Raw genomic sequence first — 21,198 nt, 5'->3', positions numbered from 1 at the left:
GAATTAAATATCCTCGCCCAACTCCAGTTTCATCAGCGCATTCTGAAGTTCGGCGAGGGTATGCTGGTTACCCTGCAGTCGTGCTTGCTGAATTCCAAGACGGTAGGTTTCCCTGGCCTTTTCTTCATTTCCGGTTTTTTCATAACACCAGCCCAATTGGTACCAGGTTCCAAGATAGGCCGGATTGATTTCTGCTAACCGGGTGTAATACCGGATGGCTTCTTCTGTCTGTCCCGATTTCTGGTATTCAAGCGCAATCGCATAACGGGTAAAGGAATCATCAGGATCCTTTTCCAAAAATTGCAGTAACTTATTCAGACGGTCTTGATTCATATCGGACTTTTCCTGACACCTTTTTAAAACTTTACACTCTAATCGGAAACATTACCAAAAAAAGGAAATAACTGATGAAACAGAATATTGGAACCATTGATCGCATCATTCGTGCAATTGCCGGTATCGGTATCATGGGTGCAGGTTATGTTTTTGAATCCTGGTGGGGATTGATTGGTCTGGTCTTTTTTGCCACCTCATTGATTGCCTGGTGTCCATTATATATTCCTTTGGGACTTACAACGAAAAAGTAAAAAAGGGGGCAAGGCCCCCTTTTTCATTTTAACCCATAGGAATGACTGATGTCGAGTGGTGGCATCGGTCCATTCAGCGGCTTCAGATCCCGGACGTACCAATCCATCCAGGCAAGGGTGCGGAAAAGAAAATCTGCACGGCTGGTTTGCTTCAGATTGCCATGTGGTTCACCGGGATACTGAACCAGGCGGACAGCCGGATGGTTGTGTCGCTTCAATGCCCTGTACATTTCAAGGCTCTGACCAGGATGCACACGGGTATCCTCGGTTCCACCCGATATTAAAAAGGCTGTTTTACTCTGTCCGGCATAATAGATGGGACTTCTTCTCAGGGAAAAATCCCAGGTTTCATCGATGGGCTTTCCTGCATGAACCAGTAATTCCTCCCGGGGAATATCGGTGGTTCCGGTTTTGGATATAACGTTGCTGATACCAACGAACATATGGACTGCTCTGACCAGATCGGTGTAACGGGTTCCAAACCAGGCGGAAGCGTATCCACCATAGGAACCGCCCATCATTCCTGAACGAAGGGAGTCGGCCAGGCCCTGCCTGAACAGGAACCGGATTCCATCGGCGATATCATCAAATTCACGTCCCGCCGCATCTCCGAATCCAGCACGGGCGAATTCAAGACCATAACCTGTACTGGCCCGGTAATTCGGATAAAATACCAGATACCCCTTGGCAGCAAATACCTGTCCTGGTTGCCCGTACCCGGTAATCCAACCATTTGAATAATGGGATTCAGGTCCACCATGTACGATGGTGATCAGTGGGTATGTTTTCCCTTTTTCATATCCGACGGGGTAGATCAACAGGCCTTCAATTTGAACTCCATCAGAAGCAGAATAGGTGATCACTTCCTGTTTTCCCAGGGTGGCCGATGCCAGAACAGGATTGGAAACCGTGAGCCGTTCCGGTTTTTCACCCCGCGAAACCATATACAATTCATTCGGGGACATTGGAGTGGAAGCAACCATGGTCAGGCGTTTACGATCACGCGATTCATCTGGAAAGCTGAATACCAACCCGGAAGACGCTGTATCGAACACCTTCTGCCTTTTTTTACCATCAGGCGAAACCGAATACAATGAGGTGGAGGTCCCTTCAGCGGCGAGATACAAAATGGTGGATGGATCTGCCCAGGTTGCCTCACTGATATGTCCCCGGTAAGAAGCGGGAGTCAGATTAATCGCTTCTTTTGTTCCAAGCGGATGGTAAAATAACTGGCTGACTGCATGATCATTTTCATCAAAAGCACCTGTATAAACAAGGGACTTTGAGTCGGAAGACCATGAAAAAGTGCCGAGTTTTCCCTTGTTTGAACTGAACCGGTTATAGGTACCGGTCGAAAGATCAAGGAGGTAAATCCGGTTATCCACATATTCATCATCAATCAGGTTTTTAGGGGTTCCCGAAAAAGCAATCGTTTTTTCGTCCGGACTGAGTTCAAACTCTCTGACGGTGATCCCGTCTGTCAGTCGGTTGGCCGAGCCGAAGGTCCCTGTTGCATCACGTTTTGATTCATACAGGTTGATGTGTGTCCAGTTTTCCTCGAAATAAATGAAATCATATCCCTGGTCCTTCAATTTCTTCTGAGAAGGATCCTCGGGTTCCTGTGAAGTGAAGTAAAGTGTTTTCCCATCGCCCGATTCACGAAACGCCCTGATTGCTGTTGGGTGGTTGGTCAGTGCTTGTGCTTCACCGCCAGCCAATGAAATTCCAAAAACCTGGGGAACCGAACCCCGCGTGGTAAGGAACAGAATGGACTCGCCGTTGACTGACCATTCCACCGACCTCACATTCACCTTTCCGGTAATGAAGGGACGTGACTTGCCGGTTTTGATATCATAAACCCACAATTCATTATAGGCGGGGCCGGGTTTGTCGCCAGCCGAACGGGGAATCATCAGGGTGTAAGCAATCAGCTGTCCGTTCGGATGCATGCTTGCAGAACTGACCTGTTTCAGAGAAAGCAGGGCTTCAGGGGAAAGCGAGGCATGTAGTGAGACACTCCAGCCGATCAGGATGATCAGAAAACTCCAGGTGATTTTTTTCATCGGTATGCTCCGGTCTGTTTGGTTTGATAGTAACGCAGAATCTCCCTGATCGATTCCAGACCGATGCGGTCAAAAGGAATCAATTCGGGTCGGACCCATTCCACAGAATCGATTTCATCAGAAAGTGAAAGATGGGTGCCAGAAGGAAGAGGGGAAGTAAATGTCAGATCGGTGGTATAATAGGTAACCCCTGCATAATCATACCGGTTGGGTCGGGAACACAGAAATGATAGAGAGGAAAGCTCCAAACCCAATTCCTCCCGGATTTCACGTCTCATCGCTGCTTCTGCAGGTTCGCCGATATCCACAAATCCGCCGGGAAGATCCAGTAAACCTTTGGCTGGTTCAAAGGCACGTCGCGTGAGTAAAAGCTCTCCGTTGTCGTTGATCAGAATTACAGCAACAGCACAGGCCGAATTGATAAAATAACGGAGTCCACACGCAGAACAGGAAAATGATTTTTCACTTTCTGGTGAGAAGGTCTGTTTACCGCATGAAGGACAAAACCTGAAAACAGGGATCAGCGGGTTGAGAAAAGAAGCAGGGGCATTCATAATATGGGTTGTTCGTGTTCAGAATATCGGCCTGTTTTTAACCGATTCAAAGCAGGAAAAGAAGTTGTATATTGCCTGAAGGGAGATTTTACCATGTTCAGAATTTTTTTATTACTCATTCTGGTTTTTACGGGGTTGTCATGCTCCACTCAACGGAACCTCGATTTTTCAACCACCATCCGTTTTGAATATTCCCATGTCGGGCATGCCTGGGAAGAAAAGGTGGTTCCGGACCGATGGGTAACAGAAGGACCCTGGCCCGGACCTGAGGACCTTTCAGACTCACTGGCTGGCCATGCACTTTACCGCGCCGAGCTGAAGATTATGAACTCCGGAACCGTTCTCTACGCTACAGAATTCAACAGCATTTTCGGTGAATATAAAACCACTCAGGATGGACTCGACTCGGTTGTTCAGATTTTTCGGGAATCGGTTCGTTTTCCAAAACCGGTTGTGTCAGCCGATCTGGTTCTGTCTGTCTGGAATGACTCTCTCGGTATCTTTCATCCCATGTTGAGCTTAAGGGTTCCGGATTCTGGTCTGGTTCCATTCTCGCCGCCCGTCAGACAGGTTGGAAGAGACTTCTTTTTATCAGGAGAACCCCAGGGAAAGGTGGATGTACTGATTCTGGGGGATGGATACACCGAGGCTGATACTGCGAAATTTTTTAACGACGCAGGCCGTCTTTCCGGTCATTTATTCAACACAGAACCATTTCTCTCCATGAAAGACCGGTTTAACCTTCGTGCTGCCATGATCCCATCAGAAACGGAAGGAATTCCGGACCCGGTTAATCAGAAATGGGCACAGGGCCCTCTGGGTTTTACCTATAATTTTTTCAATTCTGACCGGTATATTCTCAGCTCAGATCCAGGAATGATCATGAACCTGGCAGCTTCCTATCCCTGGGATGTCTTGTTGGTTCTGGTGAATAGCAGGAAATATGGAGGTGGTGGTATTTACAACCTTTATGCGGTTTCAGCCTCTGATAATGAACAATCTCCCTACGTATTTATTCATGAATTCGGACATTCATTCGCCGGATTGGGAGATGAATACTACACTTCTCAGATTGCGTACGTGGTTAAGGCAGGTCCGGAACCCCGTGAACCAAACCTGTCCTCACTTCCGGGCGGAAGGCCCAAATGGGAATCCTTGCTGTCGCCAGGCGTCCGGATTCCAACTCCATGGAATCAATCGGGCTATGACTCGGCCATGGTGGAAATCCAGAAAAAGAGGAGGGAACTGACCGCGTCGGGAGCACCAGTTTCTGAGATGGAAGCCTTGTTCCGCCATGAAAAGCAACTCACCAGGTTTTTCCTCTCCCCTGATTCACTGATGGGAATAACCGGTGCGTTTGAGGGAGGAGGCTATCTGGCAAAAGGTGTTTACAGACCCGAAATCGATTGTATCATGTTTTCGAGAAACCGACCAGCCTTCTGTAAAGTTTGTGAATCCGAAATCAGAAAACGGATTGAGAAACTGAGCCGGAATTAGCGTCCGAGCAGAAACAACAAGGGATTGTCCAGGCGCTTGTTCCAGGATCGTTCAGAGTGATCGGCGCCTTCAAACTTCAGGGTGATCCAATCCTTACCCGGTTGATACCCGGCTTGTTGCATGATGGTATCCGCTCTGACCTGAAATGGTTCGTAATCCTTGTCCAGCGTCTCAGTCCCGAAATCGAAGTACCATCGGTTGTATCCGGGGTTGGGAAGGTTGGTTTTCAGATATCCAAGCACCAGTCCGTCAGCAGCCGGCCAATGTGTGCTTACACAACCGGCACTTCCAAAAACAGCTGGGTACTCGCACATGGCATACAATGAAATTAACCCTCCCATGCTCGATCCCATGATGATCGTATTGGGGGCATCTGGCATTGTTCTGAATTGCCTGTCGATTTCAGGCTTAAGCGTGAAAACCAGATACTTCAGATAATCATCACTCTTGTTCAGATCGGTAAATCGTTTAAATAACTCTGAAAGGATGGATCGGTTTAAGGTTTTCACTGGTTTTTCCGGCATGTAGTCAGCAACCCGTTCGGGACTGTTCCAGATACCAACCACAATGGCCGGACGAATTTTTCCCTCGTTGATCAACCGGGTCATCCACTCATCCACCCCCCAATCCACACCAATAAAAGACAAGGCAGAATCAAACAGATTCTGACCATCGTGCATGTATAAAACCGGATAGTGAGCCGAGGTGTCCTGACCATAACCTGGTGGCAACCAGACATCTATTGGTCTGGGAAGAATCTGATTTCCATCCGGAGGGGGGACCGATAACCGGACCACCTTTCCAGTCGCCGACTTAACCAGTGGAAAATCGGTCAGTGTTTGAGGAGTGGCCATAAAAAAAATTAATCCCAGCAGTATGGTTTTCATCGAATTAAACATTCCGGATTGTTGTTGTATCTAAAATTATAATCAAAAACCATCTGTTGCCAATCATGACAATCCGACTTTTAACTCTTCTGATGCTTTTTTCAACTTTAGCCGTTGCCCAGTCTCCCACCGGTGGTCGTCCATCGGGAACAGGGTCCGTTTCAGGACGGATACTTGATTCTGAAAGTGGTGATCCTCTGGAATACAGCAACATCGTCCTGATCCGGGTTCGGGACTCGGTTATGCAGTCAGGTACCATTTCGGATAAGACAGGTGAATTTATCCTGTCCGAGGTTCCCTATGGCCGGTATCAGCTTAAAGTTTCCTTTATTGGCTATGATCCTGCTACGATTAACGAAATACGGGTCAACCCAAAAGAACCACAAGTCCGGTTGGAAGATATACGGTTGGGACCAACCGGAATAAATCTTCAGGAAGTGGTGGTCAGCGGTCAACGGCCTCCGATTGTGAACAAACTCGATAAAAAAGTGGTAGACGTTGCAGCCCTGATCCCAGGCGGGAATGGTACGGCTGTCGATGTCATGCAGCAGGTTCCCTCGGTGTCTGTTGATAATGAAGGCAATATTTCTCTCAGAGGAAATCCCAATGTGACCATTCTGATTGATGGACGTCCCTCTCAGGTGGAAGGGATGAGTACAGGTGATATCCTGAACAGCATACAGGTTTCCTCCATTGAAACCGTTGAAATTATCACCAATCCCTCCGCCCGGTATGACCCGCAGGGAACTTCAGGAATTGTGAATATTATTCTGAAACATAAACAGGAATCGGGTTACCAGACCATCGTGCAGGCCAATGCCGGAAATGAAGGACGCTTCAATGGATCGGCGAATGGCAATTACCGGTGGGACAGCTGGAATTTTTACGGATCCTTTGATGGCAGGTACAATCCGTTCAGATCAACAGGAACCCTTGCCCGGGAAACAACCGGTAATACTGGCACCACCTTTCTGGATCAGTCTGCACGAAACCGGAATATCATGGCCGGACAGTCTTTCAGGATCGGGACCGACTGGACATTTTCAGAAACTAAAACGCTGACGGTTTCTATGAATCAGCGATCCTTTTCGTTTGACAACCGTTCTTTATCTGAAAACAGCCTGTCTGATGATGATCGGAACCTGATCCGGAGTTTCACAAGGGAATCTGATGCAGTGCGGGAAATGCTGATGTTTCAGTACGCCGTCGGACTCACTCATCGTGATAAGAACCCCGACAATAACTGGAATCTGGACCTGAGTTTAAGACAGTTCGGATTCGACCGGAACGAAATCATCGACCAGAATGACCTCTTCCCGGTTCAGAAGCTGACTGCGTCCCAGAAAGCCTTTTCTTCTAACGATGGGACCCATCTTCGTTTAGAAGGAAACTGGTCTTCCTCTGTCCTTCGGACCGATGTGGTTCAGGCCGGGACATCGGTTTCCGGACGACAAATGAAACCTCTCAACCGGAATTTCTCAAGAATCACCCAAGCAGATGATTGGCTTCAGGTCGGGCCGGATGATGTTTATACCTATCATGAATGGATCTACGCAGGCTACTCAAGTTATAATCTGAAATGGTCCGAATGGAGTGTTTTATTTGGGTTACGGGGAGAAATTACCGATTTCTCGCTAAGATCTGCCGGAGATCCAGTGGTGAACCAGTATCTGAACTGGTTTCCGTCTTTACATGTTTCCCGTTCCTTCTCTCCGGCACATGAGGTGTTGATCAGTTATTCGCGGCGGATTGACCGGCCCGGCAACCGGACGCTCCTGCCTGCAGTCGATTATGCCGATTCGTTGAATCTTCGTTCAGGAAACCCTGCACTTCAACCCCAGTTTATTAACTCATGGGAGGCAGGTTACTCTTTGAACAGTCAATGGGTGACGGCCACAACCACCGTTTTTTTCAGGCAAACAACCGATCTGATATCCGATATCACCAGCACAGTTTCTGAAGGGGTGCTGCTTACCAGGCCAGTGAATTCAGGAACCCGGGAAAACACCGGCATTGAATGGAGTCTTTCCGGTTCGATCAGCCCTGCATTCAGATGGAATGGAAGCTGGACCGGTTTCAGAAACCGCATCTTCGGAGTTCAAAACGGTTCTGATGCGGAGGCTTTTACCTGGATGACCCGTCTGAATCTGTTTACAACCCTGCCACTGAACCTTCAGTTGCAGCTTTCTGGCAATTATGATGCACCAACCATTGAACCCCAGCGCGAGGTCAGTGAAAGCTGGGGAGTCGATATGTCTCTGAGAAGGGAATTCCTCGATGGGGCCCTGGCTGTGACTGGAAGAGTGAATGATGTCTTTGACTCCCGCTCCCGTACCGTACTGACCCAGTCACCTGTTGTCCGGAGCGAGTCCTTCAACCGGTGGCAGTCCCGATCTGTTTTTGTCGGACTTTCATGGCGCATCAGCGAAAACTACAAAGCCAGACAGCAACAGCGCGAACGTCAGCAGCAGGAGATGGATGACTTTTAGGAAGAAGACGGAATCAGCCATCCATTACGGATACACGTTTTGACCAGAGTGGTCAGGTCCTTATCCCTTTTAACTGCATCCACAATGGCTTCAGAGTGGGAGTCCTCGCCGATCAGCTGTTTTAAGAGCGGATGACCCGGTAACGGAAAGTGGGTTCCCTCTATATACAGTAATAACGGCTGGCCTTCTATCAGAACCCTGCGTACTCCCGGTGCCCACGTGAGGTTTTTCACCTTCAGCAGATCGGTCGATTTCAGCCTTGGCTTTTTATAGACGAATCCCCGCTTCGATTCAGTTACCATTCGTCCTGCCCAATGCCGGAAAACATCGGATCCGCTGAATTCAGCCATCAGATTCTTCATCCTGGCCTGATCAGTTTCCGACAGAAGATGCGGGTCACGGTCAGGCTGACGACCTTTATCACCGAATCTCCAGTCTGAACCGGAAGCAAGAAGAAGATCGGCCAGTACCGGTAAACCTTCCTTCAGTGAAGGGGCTCTGAAACCGATTGAAACTGTAAAGCCAGGCTCAAGTGTTGTCCCTTCATGGCCTATACCGGGAGGCAGATAAAGCACATCACCGGTTTTACAGATAAATTCACGATCTGGTTTAAACTGTTCGAGGATTCTGAGTTCCTCATTGCGGCGGTAAACCGGTGAAGTAATACGTGAGTCGGTGATTCTCCATCGCTTTTCACCACCAATCTGAATCAGAAACACATCATATTCATCGATATGTGGCCCAACCGTTCCGCCTGGAACCCCATAACTGATCATGATATCATCCATACGCCATCCCGGAATGAAGGGCAAGTGGGATTTCAGTTGGTGGATCTCCCTGTAAATCCGGTCCGTTTCAGAAATCAGAAGGGTCCAGTTTGTTTCAGGAAGGGAGCGAAAACGTCGCGGTGAAAACGGGCCATAATCGACAATGAAGTGGGTGTCTGCCAGAACAAGTCTGCTCACCAGGCGTTTGTCCGAGGACAGTTTAATGAATCCGGATCGATCGAATGGAAGGGCGGGATTGCCGAGGCCTCCCTTAAAAAAGGCCGGTCTGGTTTGCCAGACCTGTTTCAGGAATACATCCGGATCGGATCCAAAAAAAGGTTTCATACTGAAAGATAAAAAAAAAGCCCGGCATTTACCGGGCTTTTATGTCATTGATCTGATCAGTGACGTTCAGGAGCCAGTTCCCAATGAGCAGGGGATCTCCAGAGACTGGACATCATGAGTTCGCGCATCCAGGTAAACTCTTTCGGGAGTTTATCATAGAGTTTCATGAAGAGCTCTTCATGAGAGGCGATTTCCTGTTTCCAGAGTTCAGCATCGATTCCCATGACTTTATTGAAATCTTCACGGGTGAAGTTGAGTCCGTTCCAGTCAATATCCTCATATTTAGGAACCCATCCGATCGGGCTTTCGATGGCATAGGTACGTCCGTGAACGCGTTCCACGATCCAGCGGAGAACCCGCATGTTTTCACCAAATCCGGGCCACAGGAATTTTCCGTTTTCATCCTTACGGAACCAGTTTACACCAAAGATCCGCGGAGGATTAGGAAGTTTCCGTCCGAAATTCAGCCAGTGATTGAAATAATCACCAGCATGATAACCCATGAAGGGAAGCATGGCGAACGGGTCACGGCGAACCACCCCTTGTTGCCCGAAAGCAGCAGCAGTGGTTTCAGAACCCATGGTAGCAGCCATGTAAACGCCAAAGTTCCAGTTAAATGCCTGGTATACCAGAGGAATGGTAGATGCACGACGACCGCCAAAGATGATGGCGCTGATAGGCACACCGGCCGGATCTTCCCATTTCGGGTCGATGGACGGGCATTGGGAAGCAGGAGCTGTAAACCGGGCATTGGCATGGGCAGCAGGTTTACCAGAAGCCTTGTCGTAGGGTTTTCCAGTCCAGTCAATGAGGCCATCCGGCACTTCTTTTGACATGCCTTCCCACCAGACATCGCCATCGGGTGTGAGGGCCACATTGGTGAAAATGGTGTTCTTTTCAATGGTCCGCATGGCATTCGGATTGGTATCATAGTTGGTACCTGGTGCCACACCGAAATATCCGGCTTCAGGATTAATGGCGCGCAGGGTGCCGTTTGCATCCGGTTTCAGCCAGGCAATGTCATCACCGACTGTGGTTACTTTCCAGCCATTCATTTCTTTGGGCGGAATCAGCATCGCAAAGTTGGTTTTTCCGCAGGCAGAGGGGAATGCAGCAGAAACGTAGGTCTTTTCACCCTTTGGATCTTCAACACCGAGAATCAGCATGTGCTCGGCCAGCCAACCTTGTTCACGGCCCATGGTGGAGGCAATACGGAGTGCGAAACATTTCTTGCCAAGCAAGGCATTTCCACCGTAACCCGATCCGTAAGACATGATCGTGCTTTCCTCGGGGAAGTGACAGATATACTTGGTTGTTGGGTTACATGGCCACGGAACATCCTTCTGACCTGGCTCAAGCGGAGCACCAACCGAATGAAGTGCTTTTACAAAATTCTGGTTTCCAAGTGCTTCCACGACTGAACGGCCCATACGGGTCATAATCCGCATATTCACAACCACATAGGCCGAGTCAGACAGTTCAACGCCGATATGAGAAATCGGGGAACCGATCGGACCCATGCTGAAAGGAATCACATACAGGGTGCGACCTTTCATACAGCCATTAAATAATTTATTGAGGGTTTGCTTCATTTCTGAAGGTTCAACCCAATTGTTGGTGGGACCGGCATCGGTCTTACGGATGGAATTGATAAACGTCTTGTCTTCTACACGGGCCACATCGCTCGGATCGGAGAAAGCAAGAAAACTTCCTGGTCTTTTTGCAGGGTTCAGGCGTTTGAAGGTTCCTTTTTCGACCATCTCGTTGCAGAGACGATCATATTCTTCCTGAGACCCATCGCACCAGTAAACCTGGTCAGGCTTGGTTAAAGCAGCAACTTCTTTAACCCATTCAATGAGTTTCTCGTTTTTCACGTAGGATGGTACTTGCATATCTCCTTACTCCTTTATTGGTACTTGTCTACTCGCTAAGTTCTTTAATTTCAATTACTTCTAAAGACAGTACAAAGATACGAATGTCTTTTATTCCGATGAATTACGTTCAGTTAAATAGGCATTAGAATTCGGAAACACCTAAGCCTTTGCTTCCAAGAAATTCAGTGGTAATTGGTTGATTTTCCCTGATGGCTTCTTTTAAAAGAAGCATGACCTGCTTTTCGGGCAAATGGTGAGTGGGAGGGAAGTCACCAAAACGGTCTTTGTAAGCCTGAAGCAATTCATAAAATTCGAATTCCTCGGGTTCAAGCATGGTGAGTCCTCCTCTTCAGAGCCGATTTAAGATGAAAAAATACGATAATCAACAATACACCACCTGTATAGAAGGGAAGTTCGGGAAAAGCAGCCTCTGCAAGTGCACCAGCCCACAGATTCCCGAGCGGAGTGCCCAATGTGAAAGTAAAAGTGTACAGACTCATCACCCGACCACGGTACTCATCGGTGGTCTGATTCTGAAGGAGCATATTGGTACCCGAAATCTGGAGCATCATGGAAAACCCACCTGCGAAAAGGGCGATAACAGCCAGGTGTAACAAGGGTGCTGCCGCCATTCCTATCACTGAAAGGGCCAGCACGAGCGATGACCATCGCAGAACGGTGGCCACCCGATCCGAAGAGACCCAGCCACCAATAAAGACAGCACCTGCCAGGGCCCCGGCACCAGCCGATACCAGCATGATCGAAAGTCCGTGTGAGCCTGCACCAAATTTTTCATCAGAAAAAACCGGAAGCAGGGATGCATAATACATGGCCAGAAAATTACACGCACCAAACAGAACCAGGTAGGGACCCATGACCGGATGGCGGAAAACATATACCAGACCTTCCCTGATCGATTTGAAAAAGGACGTGGGTTCTTTTTCCTGTTGTTCTGATAAAAGGTTGAGCCTGTGTATGACCACAATCAGGAAGATAAAGGAAAGACCATTCAGCAGGAAGGCCCCTTCAAGCCCCCACCAGGGAATCACCACTGCCGACAAGGCTGGTCCGGCAATGCGTCCGATATTGACAGTTACCGAGTTCATTGCGATGGTTTGCGGCAGGTACTCCCGGTTCGTCAGATATACCAGGAAGGACTGTCTGGCGGGCATATCCACCCCCGAAATCACCGCCTGGGTGATGGTCAGCATAATCAGAAGCGGGACGGTTATCAGATCCTGCCACGTGAGAAAGGCAAGATTGAGGGCTTGAATGGAAAGCAACCATTGGGTGGTGAGAATAATCAGCCGCCTATTGAACCGGTCCAGGAGGGCACCGGCCAGGAAATTGGTGAAAATGCCAGGAAACAATCCGCAGAAGCTCACCAATCCAAGCATCCAGGCCGAATGGGTCAATTCCCAGGCCAGCCAGGATTCGGCAACCCGCTGCATCCAGGTTCCCGTCAGTGATAACAGCTGTCCCGAAAAATACGCTCTCAGGACCGGCTGCCGGAAAAGCACGGTAAAACGCCAGAATCCCTTTTGATCAGACATGCCGGATGCAGGAATCGAATTGGTCTTTCAGGCTGGCTTCATCAGCGATAGAAGGGGCGGAAAACAGCAATTCAACCCGGTTTTCCACACGGTAGTCTGATGCACGGCGATGCATTGTTTTTCCCGCAATTTCAAAAAGTACCGGCCCGCCCGGTGTCAGAAAAATACCTTTTGCCCTGATCAGGCCATTGGTCTGTCTGTGGGCCAGCAGAGATTCAAATACTTCTGAAAGTGACTGTTCATCAAAAATCGCCTGATTCCAATACCATCCCAGCCCTTTTACCTGCGACTCAGGATGGTGTCCGGACTGGTGCTTAACCGGATAGGTCGACGCAAAGGTTTTTTCCAGCCAGTCAGAGGGGAACTGGCCATGAACCCCAGAAACGGGTTCAGGTCGATCAGGGTAATGGTCCCTGAACCAATTCAGTGAAAATTCGATGGAATCTGATGATGACAGATCAGTCCGGTTGAGAAAGATCAGATCGGCCATTCCGGCCTGATCATCGAAGAGCAGAGAATCCCGCATCGAGTCATCAGCCACCAACTCAGGATCAAAAATGCCAATGACCGGTCTGTAATCGAATTTGGACGAAAGATCTGATGACCGGATTTTGATTAGCAGATCCGATGGACGGGCGATTCCGCTGGGTTCAATGAGAATCCGGTCCGGTTTTTTTTCCCTCAGTAGCCAGGAAAGTTGCTCAGTCAGCATTTCCATTCCTGCACAGCAGATACACCCGCCGGGAACATCGGCAACAGCAAAGGGAAGGCCTTCACTGGAAATGGTTGGTCCATCTATACTGATATCGCCAAATTCATTGACTACAACGGCCGTTTTCTGACCAGGAGGAGTAAGCCGGAGGGCATGAAGGATTGCCGATGTTTTTCCAACACCGAGAAATCCGGTAAAAATATAAAGTGGTATCAGACTGGAAGACATAAATTAAAAGTAGGAACTTCCTGAATGGGAATCGACAGAAAGGAATAATATGAAATCAGTTGGAATCATTCTTCTGGTTCTTTCAATGGTCTCCTGTCAGGGAACTGATGATAGATTTCCGGATCAGGCAGCCGACCTTCACCGGTTACTGAGTGCAGATTCACCCGTATATCCCATCGTAAGTGCACACCGGGGAGGACCCGCCAAAGGGTTGCCGGAAAATGCGCTGGAAACATTCCGTGTTTCATCATCGGCAGGACTCATGCTGATTGAGTGTGACGTGGCCATGACCAGCGACAGTGTGCTGGTCCTTTATCACGATGATACTCTGGGCCGCACATCGACTGGAAAGGGGCTGATCAGCACGTGGACCTGGGATAGTCTTCAGTCAGTTAATCTGATTGATCCTCTGGGCTTTGAAACCGGATTGAGGATTCCAAGATTCGATTCTGTTCTTGTTTGGGCAAAAGACCGTACACTCCTGGCCGTTGATATCAAACGAACGGTACCCATTGATCAAGTCCTAAGGGTACTCGGAAATTATCGTGCAGCGGATCGTGCAACGATAATTACCTACCGTGGTGAGGATGCGGTTTATATTCACCAGCAAAACCCCGATCTGCATCTGTCCGTTACGATCAGAAACCTGGACGAATGGTACCAGTTCAGGCAAACCGGGATTCCGGTCGGGCAGGTAATGGCATTTACCGGACTTGAGGAACCACCTGCAGAATTACTCGATACCCTGCATCGGAATGGCATTGCATCCATCATCGGCACCTTCCGTTCTGCAGACCTTCTGCAAGATTCAACCCGGCGGAAGTCCTGGGTGAGTCTGTTAAGTTCAGGCTATCGGATTCTTGCTACCGACCACCCGCTGTTGGCTGATGAATTGATCGATTCCCTGAAAAGTGAATGATCCATACACTTTGATGCAGGTCAACTTATTCCATGCCAATCTTGATTCTTAGGTAAATAAGAACCTACTTTATGATTAGAGATAAATTAGAACCGCCTGATCACCCGATGATCAGGCAGTGTTTTCACCTATTAACCAATACGAAAGACAAGAGAAACATGAAAACTCCATTTTACCGAGTCATAAGTGCAGTACTTGTTTTGCTGCTACCTCTTCTGTCTGCAGCCTCCGCCCCTGGTGACCAGATTCTGCGGAAATCAGAAGCTCAGGGCCCGGGGATCAGCATTACACCCACTTCACTGAGTGTTATTCTTTCTCCCGGTGATTCCATCACAGAAATCATTAAAATGACCAATAATGGAGATGACACTCTTCATTGGAATCTCGAAGCGCCATTTAAATTACTCAGGCAGTCGGGCGATACGTACAACAGCGGAGTCAAGGCAACAGGGGGTGGGGCAGAATTGGTAACCACCCAGTTTGAATCTGGTCTCAAACCAGGTGCCCGTGTGTCTGCAGGCCCCCGTTATTTGTTAATGGCCTCAGATGGACTGTCTGTTATCCAAACGGTGAGGAACAATCTGGTTGCAACCGGCTTCTTTACCACTGAACAGTTCGATTTGCTTGCCAGTCCGCCCTCGACCCTTTCGGCAACTGATCTTGGTTCTTACACGGCCATTCTTGTTTGGTCCAATAACTCATTCAGTAATTCAACCACCATTGGAAATGCATTGAATGACTATGTAGACATGGGTGGTGGAGTGGTGCTGAGCACATTCGCCCTGACAAATAACTGGGCCATTGCCGGTGGAATTCTTCAAAGCGGAAAATCTCCATTCACCCCCGGTCCCTCCCAGGGTGTGTCTGGCACGATCGATCTCAGCCTGCAGCAAAATGCCGGGCACCCTGTTTTTGAAGGAATTACAGGAACCATCACTTTCCCGGTGAACGGAAATCACTCAAACCCAGCCATGAACGGAGATGGAATCCTGCTGGCCACCGATACCAATGGCAACAGGGCCGTTGGAATTAATCAGGCTGGCAATGTGATGGGTATTGTTATTTATCCGGGCTTCCTCGGTGAGACCCATACAAAAGCTTACCGCCTTCTGGCCAATTCGCTGCTTCAGGTTGGCGGTGCTTCCGGTTGGTTCAGCGCACTTACTAAAGAAGGATCCATTAATCCTGGCGATTCATATGACTTCGAAGTAAAATTCAAATCCGGAACCCGTCAACCCGGACTTTATGAGGGTTCTCTTCAGATTTATACCAATGATGCAATGAATCCGACGGTTTCCGTCCCGGTCAGCATGGAAATTCCCGGAGTACCCAATATTCAGACAGGAACCAGTCTGCTTAATTTTGGTGAAGTTCTGGTCGGGCAGACGCTTACTTTATATCTGGATGTGATGAACGCCGGAACTGACACACTTTCTGTGACTTCGGCAAGCAGCTCCTTGCCCGATGTTTTTATCCCGGAAAGCTTTGAGCCCTTCCTGTTGCCTCCGGATGACACCGCTCAGCTTGCAATCACCTTTGATCCGCTTACTGCCGGGGAAGTGTCTGCAGCTTTGACCATTATAAGCAATGATCCAAAAAGTCCGGAATATGGGGTTGAACTGATTGGATTCGGATACCACAACCCGGTATTCAACGTTGACCCAACTTCCTTCTCTGCAGATCTCTTTTCAGGTGATTCTACCACATTTGAAGTGACCATCACCAATAACGGACTCGGAACGCTTCATTGGAGCATTGATCAGGATGATCTGAATTCTGAAAAAAGGAGAACGATTCCACTCCCGGTTCCCGATGCCACAGGGACCACCGCTTCCGGTTTCTCTGCTGCAGGCCCAACGGATATGTTTATTTCCGGATCTGCCCGGAACTCAAAATCGATGGCTTCAGAAAAGTACCTGTTTATTGCTGCTGACAGCCAAACAGACATGGAAAATGCCAAATCAAATATTACAGCCACCGGACTGATTGGGTCAGATCAGATCGATCTGTTATCAAATCCGTCCACGCTGACCATCGAACAATTGGTGCCCTACAGCGCAGTTCTGGTATGGTCCAATGGTTCATTTTCAAATCCGACTTTAATCGGTGATGTTCTGAAGAACTATGCCGATATCGGCGGAGGGGTCATTGTCAGCACCTACGCGCTCACAACGAACTGGGCCATTGCCGGTGGAATTCTGAACGGCGGTTATCTGCCTTTCCTTCCATCATCAACGACCAGTGTTTCCAGCACCATTTCAGAAGGTTCAATCTCAGAACCCAACCACCCGGTTTTCACAGGAATCACCAGCAATATCGCTTATTGGTCTAACTCGAATTACTCAAATCCTTCTCTTAATACTGGAGGAAGGGTACTTGCTTTCGATACCAATGGAAACAAGGTGGTTGGTATCAATGACTCAGAAAACATCATGGCTGCAGTGATATTTCCCGGGTTTATGAGCAGTTCGGATCTGAATACTCATCGGCTGTTTGCAAACATGTTGTTGCATGTCAGCGGAAACAGTGGTCTTCTCAGTCTGAATCCCACGGCAGGAATTCTGGAACCCGATGAAAGTGAAACCGTGGAATTGAAATTGAAGACCGGTTCACTTCAGCCAGGTAATTATTCTCCAACATTCCGGATTTACAGCAATGATCCTGAAATGGAATCGCAAACGCTGACAGTCAGCCTTCATGTGATCGGGTATCCGGATATAACAGTGACTCCTTCGACGGTATATTTTCCAAACACCTATGTGGGAGACACTTCCTATGCATTGGTAACCATTTCCAATGAAGGGGAAGAAACACTTTCTGTGACCGATGTTGGTTCCAATTCAGAATTGGCCGGAATCATGTTTTCCGGCTCCTTTAACCTGGAAGCAAATGAGGATACAGTCCTGAATGCATGGTTTATTCCAACAGATGATCAGTTGGTCTCCGGTCTCTTCACCCTATTCAGCAACGATCCTGACAGTGGTTCCTATCAGGTAGCTTTCGAAGGGTTGGGACTTTATACACCTGCAATTATGATTAATCCTGATTTCATACAGGCTGAGCTGTATCCTGGTGATTCCAGTATTGTTGAAGTTACCATTAAGAACGAAGGATTGGCACCTCTTACATGGAGCATTACCCCACCGGTTCTTGAAGACATGGGTAAGCAGTATCATGAACCGGTATTTAATGCGGTTGATGGAACCGCATCCGGGCTGGCGGCGGGTGACGGTATTGAAAAATGGGTCATGGGGTCGAACCGGAAAAAAGCCTCATCCGGGAACCGTTTTCTCTTCATGGCTGCCGAAAACCAGACTTATATGCAATATGCAAAGAATTCCATAACCGCTACCGGATTGATTGCTCCTGAAGACATCGATTTTCTTGCCTATCCGAATTCGGTGACCCTGGATCAGTTAAAAGACTATGATGCCATTTTATTGTGGTCTGATGGATCGTTTAACAATCCAACCGCCCTTGGCGATGTGCTTAAAGACTATGTGGATCAGGGTGGTGGGCTTATCGTCAGCACCTATGCATTGTCAACCAATTGGTCCATTCAGGGTGGTATTCTGAATGCAGGATATCTGCCCTTTATTCCGTCGGCGACAACCAGTGTTTCCGGTACCATTGACTTGAGCACTTTAACAGAACCAGATCATCCTGTGTTTAACGGAATTGAAGTCAATCCGGTTTACTGGTGGAATTCTTCCTATTCAAACCCGTCACTAAACCAAGGGGGAAGAGTATTGGCCTTTGATACCAACGGAAACAGAGTGGTTGGTATCAATGATGACGAATCGGTAATAGCCGCAGTTATTTTCCCAGGATTTCTGAACCAGGCCAATGAGCCAGCACAACGGCTGTTTGCCCATATGCTGCTTCATGTGGCAGGAGGATCCGGAGGACGTCTCTCTCTTGAACCAGCTTCAGGTGAGATATTACCTGGTGAAAGTCAGGTGGTCAATCTGAAAATAAAAGCTGGCTCACAGGCAGGTGATTATACTTCCACCCTGTCTATATTCAGCAATGATCCTGAGAATGAAGTCGAAACCATTACGGTCGATCTCCATGTCCTGGGCGGACCAGTGCTGTCTCTTAATCCCACTTCATTCCAGTTTTCTCAGACCAAAGTCGGAACCATCAATTCTGCATCGCTGACCATTAAAAACGAAGGAGATGAACCCTTACAGGTTACTTCTGTAAATTCATCATCGTCGGTATTTCAAACCAGTTTCACCGAGAGCTTTTCATTGGATCCGGATTCATCAAAAGTTCTTGATGTTATGTTTGCACCTACTGAAATTGGTGAGTTTTCTGGTTCTCTGACCATTCTCTCGAATGATGAGGACTTTCCTGAAAAAACGGTTTCCCTCAGTGGAATCGCCTTTAACCCGCCGGTCATTAAGGTGATGCCGGATTCTCTGGTTTTCGAAATGATTGCTGGCGAAACGGCAAATAAAATACTTACCATTCAGAATACCGGCGGAACTGACCTTTTATGGAGCCTCAATGGGCCGATTCAGGTACTATCCAGACCGGGTGAACCGGTTCCGGATGGAATAACTGCTACGGGTCAATCTCCGGCAGGTTGGAGAGAAACCTTTGTATCCGGACTGGATTCTCCAAAACGGCAGGTATCCGGTAAGCGATACCTTCTTCTTGCGGCCGATAGTCAAAGCGCACTTGAGAATATGAGGAATAATCTGGTGGCCACCAGCCAGTTTACATCCGATCAGTTCGATTTACTTTCGAGTCCTTCAACCCTGACGGTTGAACAACTGACCCCTTATGCAGGAGTATTTGTTTGGACCAACAACAACTTTTCCAACCCTGTTGCCATTGGTGATGCTCTGAAGGCCTATGTGGATCAGGGCGGAGGGGTTGTGATCAGCACCTATGCCTTAAGTAACAACTGGAAAATTCAGGGAGGAATCCTTGCCGGTGGGTATTTGCCATTTACTCCCGGACCGCAGCAAAATGTAAGTGGTTCACTGAACATGTCCACCTTGCCATTTCCAAGTCACCCGATATTCAGTGGACTGGATGGAACACCCAGTTACTGGTGGAACTCCAATTATTCCAATCCGGAACTCAATGCAGGAGGAACCCTGCTTGCCTCGGATGGGAATGGTAACCGGGTTATTGCTGTGAATCCTGCAGGAAATGTGATTGGTGCTGTTATTTACCCTGGCATGTCCACAAGTCATAATGCATCGACAAACCGCCTGTTTGCTAACATGCTTTTATATGTAGATGATGGCGGTACCACTTTTACAGCTAATCCTTCGAGTGGTACCCTCAGTCCGGAAGCCTCACAGGACATAACCCTGACTTTTACCGCCGGTCCTTCACGAACGGTTCATCAGTCTGCCATTCGCGTTTACAGCAATGACCCTTCAAGTGAGCTGGTCGAAATTCCGATAAAAATCACGGTGAAAGTTGTTGGCCCGGTTTCGTTCGGGCTAATTGCACCGGCCAATCACGCAGAAGTACCTGGTCAGAATGTGGTTTTCTCGTGGCAAAATGCACTTAATCCCGATGAAAATGAGGTCATTACCTACACGATCCAGATTGCTTCAGATTCCGAATTCAGCAACATCCTGAAAACGGCCGAAGTCACAGGTCTGAACCATACATTTACTGATGGATTACCAGATGGAACGGTGTACTGGCGGGTTACCGCACGTGATCAGACCGGAAGAACCCGTGTTTCCAATCCGGCCAGCAGGACTCTTGTTGTCGATGGTATTGCACCAGCAGTAACTGCCTGGATGCTTCATTCAACTGATAATGCACTGGGCAACAACCTTTCACTGGCTTATTCATATGGCACTGATTTGGTTGGAGAGCCTGCTGTTACGGCCACTTTGTCCGGAGAGACAGTCAATCCGAAAGAACATATGCTCTTTGATTCGGGTTACCGGATCTACATGACCTATTTCCACGATCTTGATACGGGTCTGTTCATATTCAGTGTTTCAGGACAGGATGAAGCAGGAAATACCGGGCTTGCAGAAAAACGTTTGCATATTCTTCGCCTCTCGCCGGGTGGAAAGCATACCGTTCCTCTGGAAGATTTCAAAATCCAGCTCGAATTTCCATCAGGAGTGGTGAACACCACGAGCTATCTGGCACTTGATTATGCAGATCTGGATCATAAGTATGCCTTTGACATGGATATGAAGCCGGTAGGAGGAATGGTTCAGTTTAACAGGAACCTGACCTTTAACAAATCAGTGCAGATTTCAATGAGTTATGCTCATCAGCCTGAATGGAAGGATGAACGCTTTGTGTCTGCTTACCAGTGGAATGAGGAGACCAAAGAATGGAACTGGCTGCCTGGACAGGGCAAAAATGGAAAGGTTACTGCCTCCATTAATCGTACAGGAACGCTTGCACTGTTCTACAACGAGAACCGCCCCGAGTTACCAACCGAAGTGGTTCTGAGCCAGAACTACCCGAATCCGTTCAACCCAACAACGGTCATTCCATTTTCGCTGCCGGCTGAAACGGCAGTCACCATCCGGGTCTACAACGTGATGGGACAGGAAGTTGCTGTTCTGATGAACAATGAACTGAAACCTGCCGGATTCCATACGGCTACCTGGAATGGAAAAACCACAGAAGGAGTGGCTTCCTCCGGAGTCTATTTCTACCAGATCATTGCTGGTAATGTGGTCAAAACTTTAAAAATGACTCTTGTGAAGTAAGGAGAGTACC

The 21,198-nt window shown here is 48.3% G+C and carries 14 protein-coding genes; 5 read left to right on the top strand and 9 right to left on the bottom strand.

What is annotated here, in order from left to right; genetic code table 11:
• Positions 1–3: 3 nt before the first annotated feature.
• A complete protein-coding gene (locus tag HUU10_00250) occupies positions 4–333 on the bottom strand; it encodes a tetratricopeptide repeat protein (protein ID NUQ80013.1) in 330 nt (109 codons plus the stop codon).
• Between the two features lie 74 nt (positions 334–407).
• Between HUU10_00250 and HUU10_00245 the strand changes: the two genes are divergently transcribed.
• Positions 408–587 (top strand): DUF2892 domain-containing protein, encoded by a 180-nt coding sequence (locus HUU10_00245; GenBank protein ID NUQ80012.1) that lies wholly within the window; start codon positions 408–410, stop codon positions 585–587.
• 23 nt (positions 588–610) lie between these two features.
• On the opposite strand, the gene HUU10_00240 is transcribed toward HUU10_00245, so the two are convergent.
• Together HUU10_00240 and HUU10_00235 are read right to left on the bottom strand one after the other, a co-directional pair.
• Complete coding sequence (locus HUU10_00240) at positions 611–2,650, bottom strand: S9 family peptidase (GenBank protein NUQ80011.1); 2,040 nt, start codon at positions 2,648–2,650, stop codon at positions 611–613.
• Positions 2,647–3,204, bottom strand: a complete 558-nt coding sequence (locus tag HUU10_00235) for an NUDIX domain-containing protein (GenBank protein NUQ80010.1) — start codon at positions 3,202–3,204, stop codon at positions 2,647–2,649. The genes HUU10_00240 and HUU10_00235 overlap by 4 nt, the downstream gene beginning before the upstream one ends.
• Positions 3,205–3,297: 93 nt before the next feature.
• Between HUU10_00235 and HUU10_00230 the strand changes: the two genes are divergently transcribed.
• Complete coding sequence (locus HUU10_00230; GenBank protein ID NUQ80009.1) at positions 3,298–4,701, top strand: peptidase M64; 1,404 nt, start codon at positions 3,298–3,300, stop codon at positions 4,699–4,701.
• Here HUU10_00230 and HUU10_00225 read toward each other — a convergent pair.
• Positions 4,698–5,588: a hypothetical protein gene (locus HUU10_00225; protein ID NUQ80008.1), complete on the bottom strand. Its 891-nt coding sequence runs from the start codon at positions 5,586–5,588 to the stop codon at positions 4,698–4,700. The two genes, HUU10_00230 and HUU10_00225, sit on opposite strands and share 4 nt — an antisense overlap.
• Positions 5,589–5,653: 65 nt before the next feature.
• Here HUU10_00225 and HUU10_00220 point away from each other — a divergent pair, with 65 nt between their 5' ends.
• The gene (locus HUU10_00220) at positions 5,654–8,077 is read left to right on the top strand and encodes a TonB-dependent receptor (GenBank protein NUQ80007.1); all 2,424 of its coding nucleotides are present in this window, start codon (positions 5,654–5,656) and stop codon (positions 8,075–8,077) included.
• Here HUU10_00220 and HUU10_00215 read toward each other — a convergent pair.
• From HUU10_00215 to HUU10_00195, 5 genes are all read right to left on the bottom strand, one after another.
• Positions 8,074–9,189, bottom strand: coding sequence for a hypothetical protein (locus HUU10_00215; GenBank protein NUQ80006.1), 1,116 nt, complete (start codon positions 9,187–9,189; stop codon positions 8,074–8,076). The genes HUU10_00220 and HUU10_00215 overlap by 4 nt on opposite strands.
• A gap of 56 nt (positions 9,190–9,245) precedes the next feature.
• Positions 9,246–11,081: a phosphoenolpyruvate carboxykinase (GTP) gene (locus HUU10_00210; protein ID NUQ80005.1), complete on the bottom strand. Its 1,836-nt coding sequence runs from the start codon at positions 11,079–11,081 to the stop codon at positions 9,246–9,248.
• A 124-nt stretch (positions 11,082–11,205) separates the two neighbouring features.
• A complete protein-coding gene (locus HUU10_00205) occupies positions 11,206–11,397 on the bottom strand; it encodes a hypothetical protein (GenBank protein ID NUQ80004.1) in 192 nt (63 codons plus the stop codon).
• Positions 11,390–12,616 (bottom strand): MFS transporter, encoded by a 1,227-nt coding sequence (locus HUU10_00200; GenBank protein ID NUQ80003.1) that lies wholly within the window; start codon positions 12,614–12,616, stop codon positions 11,390–11,392. The genes HUU10_00205 and HUU10_00200 overlap by 8 nt, the downstream gene beginning before the upstream one ends.
• On the bottom strand, positions 12,609–13,556 hold the full coding sequence (locus HUU10_00195) for a GTP-binding protein (protein ID NUQ80002.1): 948 nt from the start codon (positions 13,554–13,556) through the stop codon (positions 12,609–12,611). Before HUU10_00195 ends, HUU10_00200 begins: the two co-directional genes overlap by 8 nt.
• A gap of 49 nt (positions 13,557–13,605) precedes the next feature.
• Here HUU10_00195 and HUU10_00190 point away from each other — a divergent pair, with 49 nt between their 5' ends.
• Complete coding sequence (locus HUU10_00190; GenBank protein NUQ80001.1) at positions 13,606–14,475, top strand: glycerophosphodiester phosphodiesterase family protein; 870 nt, start codon at positions 13,606–13,608, stop codon at positions 14,473–14,475.
• 200 nt (positions 14,476–14,675) lie between these two features.
• Positions 14,676–21,188, top strand: coding sequence for a choice-of-anchor D domain-containing protein (locus tag HUU10_00185; GenBank protein NUQ80000.1), 6,513 nt, complete (start codon positions 14,676–14,678; stop codon positions 21,186–21,188).
• Positions 21,189–21,198 lie beyond the last annotated feature (10 nt).

It is taken from the genome of Bacteroidota bacterium, from assembly GCA_013360915.1.
Taxonomy (GTDB): domain Bacteria; phylum Bacteroidota; class JABWAT01; order JABWAT01; family JABWAT01; genus JABWAT01.
This window is presented reverse-complemented; position numbering and strand designations above follow the sequence as displayed.

Excerpts from the sequence above, each read along its gene's own strand:
- HUU10_00250 (NUQ80013.1), bottom strand. The coding sequence starts at position 333 with ATGAATCAAGACCGTCTGAATAAGTTACTGCAATTTTTGGAAAAGGAT.
- HUU10_00245 (NUQ80012.1), top strand. The coding sequence starts at position 408 with ATGAAACAGAATATTGGAACCATTGATCGCATCATTCGTGCAATTGCC.
- HUU10_00240 (NUQ80011.1), bottom strand. The coding sequence starts at position 2,650 with ATGAAAAAAATCACCTGGAGTTTTCTGATCATCCTGATCGGCTGGAGT.
- HUU10_00235 (NUQ80010.1), bottom strand. The coding sequence starts at position 3,204 with ATGAATGCCCCTGCTTCTTTTCTCAACCCGCTGATCCCTGTTTTCAGG.
- HUU10_00230 (NUQ80009.1), top strand. The coding sequence starts at position 3,298 with ATGTTCAGAATTTTTTTATTACTCATTCTGGTTTTTACGGGGTTGTCA.
- HUU10_00225 (NUQ80008.1), bottom strand. The coding sequence starts at position 5,588 with ATGAAAACCATACTGCTGGGATTAATTTTTTTTATGGCCACTCCTCAA.
- HUU10_00220 (NUQ80007.1), top strand. The coding sequence starts at position 5,654 with ATGACAATCCGACTTTTAACTCTTCTGATGCTTTTTTCAACTTTAGCC.
- HUU10_00215 (NUQ80006.1), bottom strand. The coding sequence starts at position 9,189 with ATGAAACCTTTTTTTGGATCCGATCCGGATGTATTCCTGAAACAGGTC.
- HUU10_00210 (NUQ80005.1), bottom strand. The coding sequence starts at position 11,081 with ATGCAAGTACCATCCTACGTGAAAAACGAGAAACTCATTGAATGGGTT.
- HUU10_00205 (NUQ80004.1), bottom strand. The coding sequence starts at position 11,397 with ATGCTTGAACCCGAGGAATTCGAATTTTATGAATTGCTTCAGGCTTAC.
- HUU10_00200 (NUQ80003.1), bottom strand. The coding sequence starts at position 12,616 with ATGTCTGATCAAAAGGGATTCTGGCGTTTTACCGTGCTTTTCCGGCAG.
- HUU10_00195 (NUQ80002.1), bottom strand. The coding sequence starts at position 13,556 with ATGTCTTCCAGTCTGATACCACTTTATATTTTTACCGGATTTCTCGGT.
- HUU10_00190 (NUQ80001.1), top strand. The coding sequence starts at position 13,606 with ATGAAATCAGTTGGAATCATTCTTCTGGTTCTTTCAATGGTCTCCTGT.